Annotated in this window: 15 protein-coding genes; 4 read left to right on the forward strand and 11 right to left on the reverse strand. The window is 59.3% G+C overall.

Annotated elements, in window-relative coordinates:
* Positions 1–31: 31 nt before the first annotated feature.
* From HX823_RS17810 to HX823_RS17830, 5 genes are all read right to left on the reverse strand, one after another.
* Positions 32–763, reverse strand: a complete 732-nt coding sequence (locus HX823_RS17810; RefSeq protein ID WP_033899200.1) for a carbonic anhydrase — start codon at positions 761–763, stop codon at positions 32–34.
* Positions 764–990: 227 nt separating this feature from the next.
* Entirely contained in the window at positions 991–2,049 is a 1,059-nt protein-coding gene (locus HX823_RS17815; RefSeq protein WP_177075782.1) for a PA0069 family radical SAM protein, read from the reverse strand.
* 81 nt (positions 2,050–2,130) lie between these two features.
* Positions 2,131–3,429 (reverse strand): cytochrome c, encoded by a 1,299-nt coding sequence (locus tag HX823_RS17820; protein ID WP_177075784.1) that lies wholly within the window; start codon positions 3,427–3,429, stop codon positions 2,131–2,133.
* A gap of 12 nt (positions 3,430–3,441) precedes the next feature.
* Positions 3,442–5,226 (reverse strand): GMC family oxidoreductase, encoded by a 1,785-nt coding sequence (locus HX823_RS17825; protein WP_038851101.1) that lies wholly within the window; start codon positions 5,224–5,226, stop codon positions 3,442–3,444.
* Between the two features lie 2 nt (positions 5,227–5,228).
* Entirely contained in the window at positions 5,229–5,981 is a 753-nt protein-coding gene (locus HX823_RS17830; RefSeq protein WP_033900409.1) for a gluconate 2-dehydrogenase subunit 3 family protein, read from the reverse strand.
* 231 nt (positions 5,982–6,212) lie between these two features.
* On the opposite strand from HX823_RS17830, the gene HX823_RS17835 reads away from it, so the two are divergent.
* On the forward strand, positions 6,213–6,860 hold the full coding sequence (locus tag HX823_RS17835) for a tyrosine-protein phosphatase (RefSeq protein WP_177075786.1): 648 nt from the start codon (positions 6,213–6,215) through the stop codon (positions 6,858–6,860).
* Positions 6,861–6,862: 2 nt separating this feature from the next.
* On the opposite strand, the gene HX823_RS17840 is transcribed toward HX823_RS17835, so the two are convergent.
* From HX823_RS17840 to prlC, 3 genes are all read right to left on the reverse strand, one after another.
* Positions 6,863–8,866, reverse strand: a complete 2,004-nt coding sequence (locus tag HX823_RS17840) for a M3 family metallopeptidase (protein WP_177075789.1) — start codon at positions 8,864–8,866, stop codon at positions 6,863–6,865.
* A 124-nt stretch (positions 8,867–8,990) separates the two neighbouring features.
* Positions 8,991–9,266, reverse strand: coding sequence for a YheV family putative zinc ribbon protein (locus tag HX823_RS17845; RefSeq protein ID WP_010207776.1), 276 nt, complete (start codon positions 9,264–9,266; stop codon positions 8,991–8,993).
* Positions 9,263–11,314, reverse strand: a complete 2,052-nt coding sequence (prlC, locus tag HX823_RS17850) for an oligopeptidase A (protein ID WP_038851095.1) — start codon at positions 11,312–11,314, stop codon at positions 9,263–9,265. The genes HX823_RS17845 and prlC overlap by 4 nt, the downstream gene beginning before the upstream one ends.
* 102 nt (positions 11,315–11,416) lie before the next feature.
* Here prlC and HX823_RS17855 point away from each other — a divergent pair, with 102 nt between their 5' ends.
* Together HX823_RS17855 and HX823_RS17860 are read left to right on the forward strand one after the other, a co-directional pair.
* On the forward strand, positions 11,417–11,959 hold the full coding sequence (locus tag HX823_RS17855; RefSeq protein WP_038851094.1) for a gamma carbonic anhydrase family protein: 543 nt from the start codon (positions 11,417–11,419) through the stop codon (positions 11,957–11,959).
* Positions 11,956–12,615, forward strand: a complete 660-nt coding sequence (locus HX823_RS17860) for an HAD family hydrolase (protein ID WP_033900415.1) — start codon at positions 11,956–11,958, stop codon at positions 12,613–12,615. Before HX823_RS17855 ends, HX823_RS17860 begins: the two co-directional genes overlap by 4 nt.
* Positions 12,616–12,711: 96 nt before the next feature.
* Here HX823_RS17860 and HX823_RS17865 read toward each other — a convergent pair whose 3' ends face one another.
* Positions 12,712–13,755: an aminopeptidase gene (locus HX823_RS17865; RefSeq protein WP_177075793.1), complete on the reverse strand. Its 1,044-nt coding sequence runs from the start codon at positions 13,753–13,755 to the stop codon at positions 12,712–12,714.
* A gap of 142 nt (positions 13,756–13,897) precedes the next feature.
* On the opposite strand from HX823_RS17865, the gene HX823_RS17870 reads away from it, so the two are divergent.
* Positions 13,898–14,320 (forward strand): hypothetical protein, encoded by a 423-nt coding sequence (locus tag HX823_RS17870; protein ID WP_038851088.1) that lies wholly within the window; start codon positions 13,898–13,900, stop codon positions 14,318–14,320.
* On the opposite strand, the gene HX823_RS17875 is transcribed toward HX823_RS17870, so the two are convergent.
* Positions 14,321–14,560 carry a DUF1161 domain-containing protein gene (locus HX823_RS17875; protein WP_016969660.1) on the reverse strand — a complete coding sequence of 80 codons (240 nt, stop codon included), beginning with the start codon at positions 14,558–14,560 and terminating at the stop codon, positions 14,321–14,323.
* Positions 14,561–14,669: 109 nt separating this feature from the next.
* A complete protein-coding gene (locus HX823_RS17880) occupies positions 14,670–15,101 on the reverse strand; it encodes an OsmC family protein (protein ID WP_038851085.1) in 432 nt (143 codons plus the stop codon).
* Positions 15,102–15,142: the final 41 nt, after the last annotated feature.

A 15,142-nucleotide genomic window follows, 5' to 3' on the forward strand; every position in this document is an offset into this window, starting at 1 on the left:
CAGCCACCGCTTTACCCGGCAGGGAAGTGTTTTAGAAGCGCGCTTTAGGCGTCGCGGAAGGAATCGGCCCGTCGCCGCTCAACGAGCGGAACGCTGACTGGTCCGCATCGTAGGCCCGGATTTCACTGGTCTCGATGTTGTAGATCCAACCATGGATAAACAAATGACCATTGGCCATGCGCGAAGCCACGGAAGGGTGGGTGCGCAAATGTTGCAGTTGGGCGATGACGTTTTCTTCGGTCAGCACTTTCATGCTCTCGCCTTCGTTGGCGCAGTCACAGTTGTCTTCAACCATGGACTTGGCAACTTCGGCATGCCGCAACCAGGCCCTGACTGTTGGCATCTTCTCCAGGCTGGCGGGGTTGAGTACCGCACGCATGGCGCCGCAATCGGAGTGCCCGCAGACGATGATGTGCTGCACGCCCAGGGCCAGCACCGCATATTCGATGGCCGTGGACACACCGCCGTTCATCTGGCCGTAAGGCGGCACCACGTTACCGACGTTACGCGTCACGAACAGGTCGCCAGGCGAACTCTGGGTGATCAGCTCGGGCACGATGCGCGAGTCGGCGCACGTGATGAACATCGCCCGCGGGCTCTGGGCCGTGGCGAGTTTCTTGAACAGTTCTTCCTGCTGGGGGAAGACGTCGTGATGAAAATGCAAAAAGCCGTCAACGATATGCTTAAGCGCTGCATCGGCGGTTTCCGCCACCTGAGGGGCTGAAGCCGACGCAGCCAACGGCTGTTTATCCTGGTCACTCATGATTCATCCTCTTGATTAATGCAGGGGAGCTTTCAGGTCAGTTCGACGCCGGGCCAGAAAAACAGTTGCAAACGCTTCAAAACCGGGCAGTCGACTCATCAGTCACTCGCTGAACAAGGTAACCGTCGAAACTTAACTCAAACTGAATGAACCGCTCTAGATCGCGGGTTTCAGTGATGTCAAAGTGAGACCATTCCTACAAGAAAGGCAAACCTTTCCTCTTCAGTCTACAACAAAGCCATCTGCCTGCCCGGCGGGCAAAAGGCCGTGCAGTCCAGATTGAAATCTTCCCGTCGATCGAGCCCCAGGCGCTTGATCGCCTTGCTGAAGCGCTGGGCCAGCAAGTCCGCAAACGGCCCTTCACCGCGCATGCGTACGCCGAAGCGGCTGTCATACACCTCACCGCCACGCACCTGGCGCACCAGACTCATCACATGGGCCGCCCGTTGCGGGTAATGCGCCGCCAGCCACTCCTCGAACAGCGGCGCCACTTCCAGCGGCAGGCGCAGCATCATGTACGCCGCGCTTTGCGCGCCAGCGGCATGGGCCTCGGTCAGCAGGCTCTCCAATTCGCTGTCGTTGATCATCGGGATCATCGGCGAACACAGCACGCCCACCGGGATCCCCGCCTCACGCATCACCCGAATCGCCCGCAACCGTGCCTTGGGCGCCGCCGTGCGGGGCTCCAGGATGCGCTTGAGCTCATCGTCCAGGCTGGTGAGGCTGATCATTACCGCCACCAATCGCTGGCGCGCCAACTCGGTGAGCAGGTCCAGGTCGCGCAAAATCAGCGAGCCCTTGGTGATGATGGTCACCGGATGGCGATAACGCAGCAGCACCTCGAGGGTTTGCCGGGTAATCCTGTACTCACGCTCGATCGGCTGGTACGGATCGGTATTGGAACCCAGGTTGATCGGCGCGCACACATAACCCGGCTTCGACAGCTGCTGCTCCAGCACGTCCGCGGCATTGGTCTTGGCGATCAGTTTGGTTTCGAAATCCAACCCCGGCGACATGTCCCAATAGGCATGACTGGGCCGCGCATAGCAGTAGATACAGCCATGCTCGCAGCCACGATAGGGGTTGATGGAACGATCAAACGGCAAGTCCGGCGAGTTATTGCGGGTGATGATGCTCTTGGCCGTCTCGATACGCACTTCGGTGCCCTGGGTCGGTGGCACTTCCTGAAACCAGCCATCGTCCTCGGCGACGCTCACCGTAGGCGCAAAGCGGTTATGCAGGTTGGTGGCCGTGCCCCGGCCACGGGGCGGCAGCGGAGTAGACATGAAAGCGCCTCGATACTGTTTTTATATACAGTATCGAGGCGCGAGGGTTCTGACCAGTGCCGTTTGGCGGTCAGGCTAGCCTCAGTGCTTCTGCGTCACTTGCCCCAAGTCATCACCGGAGGTAGTGCGCATGTCGTTGTGGCGCAGGTCCTTCACATCGCTGGCCTTCACCGGCGCGCCCTGATTGCCCCAACTGGCACGGATGAAACCGACCACATCCGCCACTTCCTGGTCCGACAGCCGCCAGGCAAACGCCGGCATGGTGAAGGTCGACGGCGCCGCGTGGGTCGCCGGCAAGGTGCCGCCGTTCAACACGATGTTGATCAACGAGGTGGCATCCGCCGTCTGCAACACCGGGTTGCCCGCCAGCGCCGGGAACACCCGCGTGTAGCCATGGCCATCGGTACGGTGGCAGGCCGCGCAGTTGTCGATATACACCGAGGCGCCGCGCTGGCTGTCGTCGCCTTTCCACAATGCCTCGGCCGCTTGCTTGTCGTACTGATGCGGCTGATCCTTGGGATCCACCGCCGGCAGGCTCTTGAGGTAACGGGCGATAGCGGTCAGGTCATTTTCCGACATGTACTGCATGCTGTGGACGACAACGTCGCTCATGCCACCAAACACCGCGCTGCGGTCACTGCGGCCGGTTTTGAGGAACTGCACCAGTTGTCCCTCGCTCCAGCTGCCCAGGCCATCCTTGTGGTCACCGCGCAGGCTCTTGGCGATCCAACCTTCCAGCGGCGCGCTGCCGGACAAGAAGGCGTTGCCGTCAGTGGCACTCAGGGCTTTTTCCTGCATGGTCAACGCCCGTGGCGTGTGGCACGCACCGCAATGGCCAAGGCCTTCCACCAGGTAGGCGCCCCGGCTGATCACCGGGTCGGCCTCGGCTTGGGCCTGATGCTCCTCGACAGAAGGCGCAAACATCCAGCGCCATGCCGCCAACGGCCAGCGCATGCTCAGGGGCCACGGAATGTCGCTGGCCTTGTTCTCCTGGGCGACGGGCTCGACACCTTTCATGAAGTACGCATACAACGCCTGCATATCGCTGTCGCTGACGCGTGCGTAAGACGGGTAAGGCATCGCCGGGTAAAGCGTACTACCGCTCTTGGCGACACCGTGGCGCACGGCCTTGTCGAAGTCCTCGAAGCTGTAGTCGCCCAGGCCGGTCTTGTCCGGGGTGATGTTGGTGGAATAGATCACGCCAATCGGGGTTTCCATTGGCAGGCCGCCAGCAAAGGGTTTACCACCTTTGGCCGTGTGGCAAGCCACGCAGTCACCCGCGCGGGCCAGGTATTCACCTTGCTTGATCAAGTCCGTTTCAGCGGCGCTGACAGAGCAGCTGCTGAAAAACGCGAAGGTCGCGATAACAAGTGCTTTCATGGTCATCGCTCCTTATGCCTGAACCAGTGGGCCGGGGTTTTTCAGGTACTGCTCGCGGATGGCCCGCGCCGACCAATAGGTCAACGCCGCCACCAGCCCTGTAGGGTTGTAGCCCAAGCCTTGTGGGAAAGCGGATGCGCCTGGGACAAACACGTTGTGTACATCCCAGCACTGCAGATAGCGATTCAACGCACTGGTTTTCGGATCGGTGCCCATGATCGCGCCACCGTTCAAGTGGGTGGTCTGGTAAGACGCCGTGTTGAAGTGCTCGCCGACTTTTTTGCCGAGCACGGCAATGGCCTTGGGGTTCATCGCCTCAGCGACCTTGCCCATTTTCTCGACCATGAAGCGGTTCATCTTGATGTCGTTTTCCTGCCAGTCGAATGTCATCCGCAGCAACGGCTGGCCGTAGGCATCACGGTACACCGGGTCCAGATCCAGGTAGTTACCCCGGTAGGATTGATGGGCGCCGTGGGCATCCATCGACACCTGGTGGGTGTAGTAATCGGCAGTGGCGCGCTTCCAGGCACTGCCCCAGGCTGGGGTGCCCGGCGGGTTGGACGTACCGGCAATCGGCCGGCTACCGGCCTGGTTGACCCACATCGGCGAACCGCCCACAAAGCCATGGGGCCCGTGGTCGAAGTTGTCGGCGTTGAAGTCATCGATGGCCACGCCATTGCCGCCCGCGCCGATGAAGTTGTTGGTGTGGGTGTCCTTGTCGAAGAACGCCTTGATGGTCGCCATGTTCTGGTAGGCGAAGTTCCTGCCCACCACGCCCTCGTTGGTGATCGGGTCGTAGGGCTTGCCGATACCGGAAAGCAGCATCAAGCGCACGTTGTGGAACTGGAACGCGCCGAGGATCACCAGATCCGCCGGTTGCTCGCATTCCCGGCCCTGGGCGTCGATGTACGTCACGCCAGTGGCCTTACTCTTAGTGCTGTCGAGGTTGACCTTGAGCACGTGGGAATTGGGCCGCAGTTCAAAATTCGGCACCTGGCGCAACGCCGGCAGGATGTTCACGTTCGGCGACGCCTTGGAGTACATGTAGCAGACGTAGCCGCTGCAAAAACCGCAGAAGTTGCACGGGCCCATCTGGGCGCCGTAGGGGTTGGTGTAAGGCCCCGAGGTATTGGCTGATGGCAGGTTGTAGGGTTTGTAACCCACATCGCTAGCCGCTTTCTGAAACAGCTGTGCGGAGACGGTGTTTTTCTGCGACTCCAGCGGGAACGGGTTGGAACGGTCGGGCGCGTAAGGGTTGCCGCCTCGGCCTTCGCCAACCAGTTGGCCTTTCACGGTCCAGGCTTGGCCGGAGGTGCCGAAGACTTTTTCTGCGTAGTCGAAGAACGGCTCCAGCTCTTCATAACTCACGCCGAAGTCCTGGATGGTCATGTCCTTGGGAATGAAGTTTTTGCCGTAGCGTTCTTCATAATGGCTGCGCATACGCAACTCGATCGGGTCGACACGAAAATGCACGCCCGACCAATGCAGACCCGCACCGCCCACGCCATTGCCCGGCAGGAACGCACCCAACTGACGGTTGGGCAGGGCGACGTCATTCACGCTATGGCGGATGGTCACCGTCTCCTTGGAGATATCCTGGAAGAGTTTCTTACGCACGCTGTAGGTCAATTCGTCGATGACCTGGGGATAGTTGCCGTCCGGGTAAGTGTCCTGCATCGGGCCGCGCTCCAGCGCTACCACGTTGAGGCCGGCTTCCGTCAGCTCCTTGGCCATGATCGCGCCGGTCCAACCAAAACCTACGATCACTGCATCGACTTTCTTCATGATGGTCGCCACGTTTAAGCCCTCTCGCCGCGGATGGAAACTGCCGGGAAGGGGTATTGCTCGTTGCGTTCAACCCAGTCCATGAAGTCGGCGCGAGCGCCGGGGAAGCCGATCATGGTCCAGCCGACCATGCCTTTGTTGCCACCGTGGATCGGGTCGCAGAAGAAGCCTTCCTTGGTGTTTTGCAGCAACAGGTTGAAGAACATCTTGGGCGGCACCGCCTCGAAATGCGCTGTCACCTCACCGCCGCCAGCCTCCAGACGGCGCAACATATCGTCTCGGGTAGCGCTGTCTTGCGCAGCAAAAACTTTGCCGTTGAAGGCTTTCGACCAGGCATCCGTCGCGGCAATGCCCAGGCGATAGATCTCCTTAGGCACCAATTTGCTCTGCCAACCCATCTCTGGGGGCGCATCAGCGTTGAAAGGACCCTGCATGAACCACAGGGCACCGCTGGCGTATGGCGTGTTCATCTGGCGGTCAATGTATTCCGGCGCACCCGCTTCCAGGGCACCTGGGCCTTGGGCATCGGCGGGAATCAGCTGCGCGACAGCGGCGTTGATAAACGCCCATTCCTCGGCGGTGAAATACGTGGGCTCGTAGGCCTTTTCGCTGGCTTTAGGCTTGGCCGGCGCGGCCTGGGCCGGCTCAGGCGTGGCCATCAGCATCGAGCCGCCAAGGCCGGTGCTGGCAACCGTGACCACCGGGATCAAGGTCAAGGATTTGCGCAGAAAGTCACGCCGGGGGTTGTCTTGATCTTGATCAGACATGGTGGCACCTCATCATATGGTCACGGGTTTATCAGCCGGCTTCTGGTGAGCGGCTTGGCTTTTTTCGGCAATCAATGGTTACAAATGATAGCAGGCTATGCATCGAGAGAAGCGCTTCAGCGACTAAAGACTGAGGATTCACGGTTCTTTGACGGCGTCCTCACACATCATTGACCCCCCTTGGACCAACCTGAGCGGCATTCACCTATCTCCTGCTCGGTCATGTCACCCATGCTCAAGAATCAATGGCTACCGGCCTTCGGCCTCGCGTTCATCGCGCTGTTTTCCAGTGCCTTCGTTCAAGCCGACGAGCCGATCTCCATCCGTTCCCCCGAGTGGGCACAACCAGTGGGCAGTCAATACAACCTTCACCAGATGACGCCCACGCTCTATCGCAGCGCGCTACCGGACAGCAACGCAGCGCCGCTGCTGGAAAAGCTGAAGATCGGCACCGTGATCAATTTCCTGCCGGAATCCGATGCCGACTGGCTCAAATCCCCCGATATCCGCCAGGTACAGCTGACTTATCGCACCAACCACGTGGATGATTCCGACGTGCTGGCGGTGCTGAGAGCCATCCAGGAAGCCGAAGCCAACGGCCCGGTGCTGATGCATTGCAAGCATGGCTCTGACCGTACCGGCCTGATGGCGGCAATGTATCGGGTGGTGATTCAGGGGTGGAGCAAGGAGGACGCGCTGAACGAGATGACCTTGGGCGGCTTTGGCACCAGCAACGGCTTCAAGGACGGTGTTCGCTACATGATGAGGGCCGATGTCGCCAAGTTACGCAATGCGTTACTCAATGGAGAATGCAGCACCAGTGCCTTCGCCCTGTGTTCGATGAAGAGTTGGATGAACACTGCCAACACTGGCTCCTGAATTCAAACTGCGTTGCCGGGTGTAACGTCTAAAAATAAACGAACTGATTCAACCAACGATCGAGAGTGACCGGGAGCAAGCACGAGTTCGCGAAACGCGCGACCCGTCTGCGGGTTGAACACACCCTCTTGCTCAAACCTTTTGAAGGCTGCACGTGCCAGCACTTCAGACCATTGGTAGGCATAAAATCCGCTTTCATATCCCGACACCATGTGGCTGAAGCCATTGGCGTAACGCACAGCGTCCAGCGCCGGAAGGTGCCCGACTTCACGGTTGGCACTCGCGAATATCTGCGCAATAGTGCGGCCATCGCCTTGAGTGCGGTGCACTTCGATATCAAACAGCGCCATGGTCAATGACTCTGCACGCGCCCAAGAGGTCTGGGTGTTGGCATACGCCACTTGCTGCCGGGCTAACGTCTCAGGCAAATTCGCGCTCGTTTCGTGATGACTGGAAAGCCAGACAAGGCATTCAGGTGAATCACACCAGCGTTCAAAGAATTGACCGCAAAATTCCGCACTGTCCATGCCCACATCATCGACGCCCATTTTGGTGCGATAGCCTAAGCCCATCATCATGTGCTGGAAGCAGTGACCGAACTCATGAAAAAGGATCTTGAGTTGCCGATGTCCGAGCAAACAAGGCTCATCAGGAGCCCCTTCAAACTGGCTAAAGAGCACGACCATCGGTTGCACTCTGCGACTTTCAGCCGTAGTCCAGCGGTTTCTCAACGATAATGCGTAGGGGAAATCCTCGGCATTTTGCCGATAGGGTACGAAATAGATCTGACCCAGCACTTCACCCTGATCCAGTAGCTGAAAGAGGCGAACCCCGGGCGCCCAGGAGTCGAAGCCATACAGTTCGATAATTTGGATGTCGAACAGACGCCCCACTAGCGCAAACAACCGAGATAAGGTGGTATCGAGGGGAAAATAGACGCGCAGTTCCTCTTCGGCAATACCACTGGCTCTTTGCCGAATGATTTGCGCCAGAAAGGCGTGGTCCCAGGGCTGCAGGTCTGCCAGCCCAAGCTCTTGACCCAATGCCGTGATCGCCTGCTTGTCATGGGCGAAGACTGTGCGTGATACCGAAATCTGGTCACGAATAAAAGCCAGCACTTGATCATCGGTATCCAAAATTTGGAATTCGAGTGCCAATTGAACAAAGTTGGTGTAACCCAATAGCTTGGCTTTTTGATTACGGCTGACCATCAGCCTCTGCAACAACGGACCATTGTCGAACTGCCCGGCGTGCGGACCCAGGTCAGAAGCACGCGTGTTGTAGGCGGTGAAAATCTCCTCTCGCAATATTCGATTCTGCGCGTAAGCCATGCAGTCGCGGTAACTCTCCTCATTCAATGTCATCAGCCAACCTTGCAGGTTAACCGCACGGGCATTGCGTGCCATACGCGCTTTGAGCGCCGAAGAAAGTCCCTTCAGCACTGATTCATCGGTGATGTGCTTGCGCCACGCGCTGTTGGCCTGTTCCAACCGAGTCAGGAACGATTGCTGGAGACCGGCAATTTCACGGTCGAGCGTCGTCAGTCTTTTTTGCGCAGCGGGCTCCAACTCGATACCCGCTAGCCGAAACCTACTCAGGGTGCGCCTCAGCAAACTCTGACGGGACGCATCGAACAGAGCTGCTGGTGAGCTCTCAACCAACATTTTGTAGCAGTCGAACAGCCCGCGATGACTCGTCAGTTCTCTCACGAACTCTACGGCCCGAAAAGTGGCTTGCGCGCTGGCTTCCATCCACTGCTGATCGGTGTTTACGCTGTCGAGGAGGGAGATCACAACTAACACCTCGTCGATACGAGAGGTAACGGCTTCCATCGCCAGCACCAGATCATCCCAGTTTGGATAGTGCCGCTGGCTGGCGGTGATGCGGGCGACTTCGTTGCGACTGTGCAGCACGATCGCATCGACAGCTGGCACGAGGTGTTCGGCACGAATAGCCGAGAAAGGCGGCAGGTGATAATCCTGCAACAAGGGATTGGGGTCGGGCATGGTGCCTCCTTGAAGACAACGACAGGGAGTTGTCATCCTGGAACACGCCACAGCAGAGAAGGGTGTAAATGCTTAACGCTCTTCGCCCTGAAATTTTTGTTTCAGGGCGAAGACATCAACGTTGTCAGTCTTTTTTCAGCTTCGGATTAGGAAAGAACTGCACCGCCTGCACCTTGGGGTCCGCCGGCGCTTTCAACGCAGACGTATTCACCCGCGTGCCCAATTCCTTGGGCACCGACAACCCCTGGTCATTCAGCGTGTCGGTATAACCGCAGGCCACACATTCGCGATGGGGCACGTTGTCTTCGGTCCACATCTTCAACTTGTCCGGCTCGCTGCACGCCGGGCAGACCGCCCCGGCAATGAATTGCTTTTTGGTGATCACAGGCCCTTCACTCATGCTGCCGCGTCCTCACTCAGGCCGCTGTGGCGCAAGAGTGCGTCAATCGACGGCGCACGTCCGCGGAAGTCGACGAACAGCACCATCGGTTCCTGGGAACCGCCCCGCGCCAGGATCGCTTCGCGGAAGGCGCGGCCGGTTTCGGCATTGAGCACGCCCTCTTCTTCAAACTTGGAGAAGGCGTCCGCCGACAACACTTCAGCCCACTTGTAGCTGTAGTAACCCGCCGCATAACCGCCAGCGAAGATGTGCGCGAAGCTGTTGGGGAAGCGGTTGTACGCCGGCGGACGCATCACCGACACCTCATCGCGCACGCCTTCAAGTACCTGGGCCACGCTGCGGCCATCACCGTGGGTGGCATGCAGTTCGAAGTCGAACAGCGAGAACTCCAGCTGACGCACCATCATCAAGCCGGATTGGAAGTTCTTGGCCGCGAGCATTTTTTCCAGCAGGTCCTGGGGCAGTGGTTCGCCGCTCTCGTAGTGACCGGAAATCAACGCCAGGCCTTCCGGCTCCCAGCACCAGTTCTCCATGAACTGGCTCGGCAACTCCACCGCATCCCACGCCACGCCGTTGATACCGGACACACCAGCATGTTCAACACGGGTCAGCAGGTGATGCAGGCCGTGGCCGAATTCGTGGAACAGCGTGGTCACTTCATCGTGGGTCAGCAGGGCAGGCTTGCCGCTGTCGGCCGGGGTGAAGTTGCACACCAGGTTGGCCACCGGGCTTTGCAGTACGCCGTCGATTTTGCGGCGACGGTCGCGCGCGCCGTCCATCCAGGCGCCGCCACGCTTGTTGGCGCGGGCGTACAAGTCGAAGAAGAAGCGGCCGACGTGCTGGCCGTTTTCCTTGATTTCAAACAGGCGGACATCCGGGTGCCAGGTGTCGAAGCCTTTTTGCTCTGCGATTTCGATGCCATACAGGCGTTGCACGATGGCAAACAGGCCGCTCAAGACTTTGTCGATCGGGAAGTAGGCGCGCAGGGCTTCCTGGGACACGCTGTAGCGTTGCTCGCGAAGTTTTTCGCCGTAGAAACCGCTGTCCCAGCTTTGCAGGTCGGCGCAGCCTTGTTCGGCGGCGTAGGCCTTGAGCTGCTGCAGGTCCTGGGCGGCAAACGGCTTGCTGCGCTTGGCCAGGTCGCGCAGGAAGCTCAGCACCTGGTCGCTGGACTCAGCCATTTTGGTGGCCAGGCTCAGTTCGGAGAAGGAGGCGTAGCCCAACAGCTTGGCCAGCTCCTGACGCAGGTCGAGGATCTGTTCCATTACCGGGCCGTTATCGTTCTGACCGGCATTCGGGCCTTGGTCCGACGCACGGGTGCAGTAGGCCGCGTAGACTTCTTCACGCAGGGCGCGGTCCTGGGCGTAGGTCATCACCGCGTAGTAGCTTGGGAATTCCAGGGTGATCAACCAACCGTCGAGGCTTTTGGCCTGGGCGGCGGCGGCCATTTGCGCCTTGGCCGAATCGGTCAGGCCGGCGAGGGTGGCTTCGTCGGTGACGTGTTTGGTCCAGGCCTGGGTGGCGTCCAGCAACTGGTTGGAAAATTTGCTGCCCAGCTCGGATAGCTTGCTCTGCACTTCGGCGTAGCGTTTTTGCTGCTCCGGCGGCAGATCGATACCCGACAAGCGGAAGTCACGCAGGGAGTGTTCCAGAATGGTTTTTTGCGCCACGTCGAAACCGGCGGCTTCCGGACTGTTGGCCAGGGCTTCGAAGGCCTGGAACAGTGCGCGGTTCTGGCCCATCTCGGTAGAGTAGGCGCTCAACGCCGGCAGGCAGCCTTCATAGGCTTCGCGCAGTTCGGCGCTGTTGCACACGGCGTTGAGGTGGCTGACCGGGCTCCAGGCGGCGCCCAGGCGGTCATTCAGCTCGTCCATGGCCAGGACCAGACCGGCCCACGTCGGATTTTTCCCCTGGCTTTGCAGGATGCCTTCGATGGCGACACGGTTGTCGGCGAGGATCTGTTCGATGGCCGGCTGGACGTGCTCGGCACGGATCGCCGAGAACGGCGGCAGGTCGTAGGACTGCAGAAGCGGGTTGTTCGCGCTCACGGTTGGCACCTTGGCTGAAGAAACATGTAAGAACAAAGATGGGGCCATCTTAATTACAATCAACACCCACCGCAGCTATCAGCAGAAGAGAGAGAGGCTATCGTGACCCTTCGCACCTATCAGAACCACACGCCGGCCCTGGGCGCCGGGGCTTTTGTCGATATTTCGGCGGTGGTGATCGGCGACGTCGAAATCGGCGCCGACAGCTCAGTCTGGCCGCTGACCGTGATCCGCGGCGACATGCACCGCATCCGCATCGGTGCGCGCACCAGCGTGCAGGATGGCTGCGTGCTGCACATCACCCACGCAGGGCCCTTCAATCCTGATGGCTTCCCGTTGCTGATCGGCGACGACGTGACCATCGCGCACAAAGTCATGCTGCATGGCTGCACCGTGGGCAATCGCATCCTGATCGGCATGGGCAGCATCGTCATGGACGGTGCGGTGGTGGAAGACGACGTGATCATCGGCGCCGGCAGCCTGGTGCCGCCAGGCAAGAAACTCGAAAGCGGATTCCTGTACGTGGGCAGCCCGGTTAAACAAGTCCGCCCGCTGACTGACAAGGAACGCGCCTTTTTCACCTACAGCGCCGCGAACTACGTGAAGCTCAAAGACCTGCACCTGGCTGAAGGATTCGACCGATGACCCTGCACTACCAAACCGTGCTGTTCGACCTGGACGGCACCCTCACTGACCCGCGCGAAGGCATTACCCGCTCGATCCAATATGCCCTCGGCAAACTGGGGATCGACGAGCCGGACCTGACCAAGCTGGAGCACTTCATTGGCCCGCCGTTGCTGCAAGCGTTCATGCAGTTCTACGGTTTTGATGAAGCCAAGGCCTGGGAGGCAGTGAATTTCTACCGCGAGCGCTTCAAGGTGACCGGCCTGTATGAGAACCGCGTGTTCGACGGTGTGATGCCGTTGCTGGAAGACTTGAGCGGCCAGGGGCGCCAACTCTACGTCGCCACCTCCAAGCCTTGGGTATTCGCCCGCGAGATCGCGCGGCACTTCGATTTCGCCAAGCACTTCAAGGTCATCTACGGCAGCGAACTGGACGGTACGCGCACCAACAAAGTCGAACTGATCGCCCACTTGATGAGCGAGGAAGGCCTGGACCCGGCTACCACACTGATGATTGGTGACCGCAAGCATGACCTGATCGGCGCGCGCAGCAACGGGTTGGATTCGGCAGCGGTGGGGTATGGGTTTGGCAGTTTTGAAGAGCTGAATGCCGAGGCGCCGACTTGGCATTTTGAAACATTGGGTGAGATGCATCAGGCGTTCCTACAGCGGCCTTGAGACCGCCTTCGCGAGCAAGCCCGCTCCCACATTCGACCGCATTTATTCGGTAGGAGCGGGGCCGAATGTGGGAGCGGGCTTGCTCGCGAAGAGGCCCTAAAGTCCATCACCTTGCAACTGCCTCAACGCTTCTTTGCGCTGGTCAATCGGCATCCCACCGATCTTCTCCACCGCCTTATAAAACCTCACCCAATCCCCACCTTCCCGCGCAAACAGCGCCGCAAACGCCGGCACCCACTGGTCATACAGCCCGAACGGCAACAACCGCGCGTTGTTCATCGGCTGGTTGATCCACGCGTCATAACGTTTATCCCCGCCCCACTGGCTGTCGCGCAGTTGCCGGTATTCTCTGCGCAAACGCTCGAACTCAGCCGCCTTGGCCTGGCGCATCGCATCAGCCGCCAACGGTTGGGCATAGAGTTTTTCCAAGCGTTGCCGGGTGTCGAGGACCAGTTGGATAAACTGGTCACGCTGCTTCGACGTCGACAGGTTCTGCGGCGGCAACCCCCGCGCAGCACGCCATTGCCGCGTGCCTTCCTGCTCGACGAAATTGGCAAACGACTCGTTGAACTCGGTGTCGTCCTTCACATAGAAACGTTGGTGCGCCAGCTCATGGAAAATCAACGTGGCCAGACGCTCATCGCCCCAGTTCATCATCGAATTCATGATCGGGTCATTGAACCAACCCAAGGTGGAATAGGCCTCGACGCCACCGATCGACACATCCATGCCGCGCTGTTTCAACAACGCCGCCTCACCGCGCGCCGCACCCTGGTTGTAGTAGCCCCGATAGGCCACACAACCGGCAATGGGGAAGCAATGGGTTTCGGGGGACAGGGAGAATTCCTGCGTGGCAAACACATTCCAGACCACATAGGGCCGGCCGATATCGGCATACAACCTGTAGCTCTGGTTGTCAGGCAGGTGCAAATGCTCACTGGCGAACGTGCGTGCTTTTTGTGATTGCACCAGGTGTTCGCGTAACAGCGGCGGGCGGGAAGAATCGGCAATGACCTGCGCCACCGGCTCTCGGGCCCGCAGCAATTGCCATTGGCCGCTGGCCAACTGGCTGTAATAACTCACGCTGGAGCAGCCGCTGAGCAGCAAGACCATCAACCCTGGAAGAAAACGCCTGACCATGCCCCGACCGCTCCTGGGTAATTTGCTCGCCAGACTATCGCGCCTGTGCGGAATTTTTCCATGGCATGACGTGTTTATACTCATAGGGAGTCTGCTGCCATCGGCGCCAGGCTCACCACTTCCTTCCCATTGAGTGCCTGCCATGCGCCAGCTCTTGCTTCCCGTTGCCGCCCTGTTCCTCGGTGCCTGCACCACCACGCCCGTGCCACCGGCGGATCCGCAACAAGCGTGGGTCGACTTCACCACGCCGACGCCGGGGTCAAAGCTAGTAATGGCGCAGCGTTTAGACGGCAAGAACCTGGAGGACGGGCGTTACTTCCAATTCCCGCCCGGCCATCACGAACTGATGGTGCGCTTCGACTTTGAAGTCCCGGCCGGCGGCGGTTTGGGTGGGCTCAGCCAGATGATGTATCGCACCTGCTTCATGACCCTGGAATATGACCACTTCCAGGCTGGCCAGCGTTACGTGCTGGAAGGGCGCTCGTTGGCCTTCACGCCGAATATCCGGCTGTATGACTCGGCGCGTCAGTTGCTCGCTGAGGAACGCAGCGTCAACTGCATCTGATCAGTCGTTGTTTTTCTGGTAGATGATGCGCTTGGTGCCGTTTTCGCACGAACCGACAATCATCGCACTGTCGTGATTCTTGGCTTCTTCGGCGGTGATGATTTCCAGGGTGTACGAAGGAATCGCCTTGGCCTGGATCTTCACTTCAATCTCTTTCCTGAGCTCTTCACAATCTTTTGGCGCGGCCACGGCCGAAGTGGCCAATACACCGCAGATGATTGCCAAGGCAAAACGTTTCATGTGTGAAGCTCCCTGAATGCACTGCGCACGGATGTGCGCTTAGGCTGCAGGCTATTCGATCATATTTGGGGCTTCAGGAGCGAGCCTGCTCGCTCCTGAAGTAGAAGGCTTAGCCGACCAGCGTGGCATCCAGGCTGATTTTCGCATTCAGCACCTTGGACACCGGGCACCCTTCCTTGGCTTTTTTGCTCAGTTCGTCGAACTGCGCCTGGCTTGCACCGGGAATCTTGGCCTTGAGGATCAGGTGCACGGCGGTGATCGCAAAACCACCGTCCACCTGGTCCAGGGTCACTTCGGCCTGGGTGTCGATGCTGTCGGCCTTGAGCCCGGCATCGCCGAGAATCATGGAAAAGGCCATGGAGAAACAGCCAGCGTGGGCCGCTCCGATCAGTTCTTCGGGGTTGGTGCCCTTGCCGCCCTCGAAACGCGCCTTGAAGCCGTAGGGCGCTTCACGTAGCACGCCGGTTTCCGTGGAAATGGAACCCAGGCCCGTCTTCAGGTCACCTTCCCAATGCGCGGATGCTTTTTTCACGATACTCATAGCGGTCTCCTCGAACGGTGGTTTTGCGTCAGTAAGGGTTC

The sequence above is a fragment of the Pseudomonas sp. P7759 genome (assembly GCF_013386445.1).
Classification (GTDB): domain Bacteria; phylum Pseudomonadota; class Gammaproteobacteria; order Pseudomonadales; family Pseudomonadaceae; genus Aquipseudomonas; species Aquipseudomonas azotoformans_A.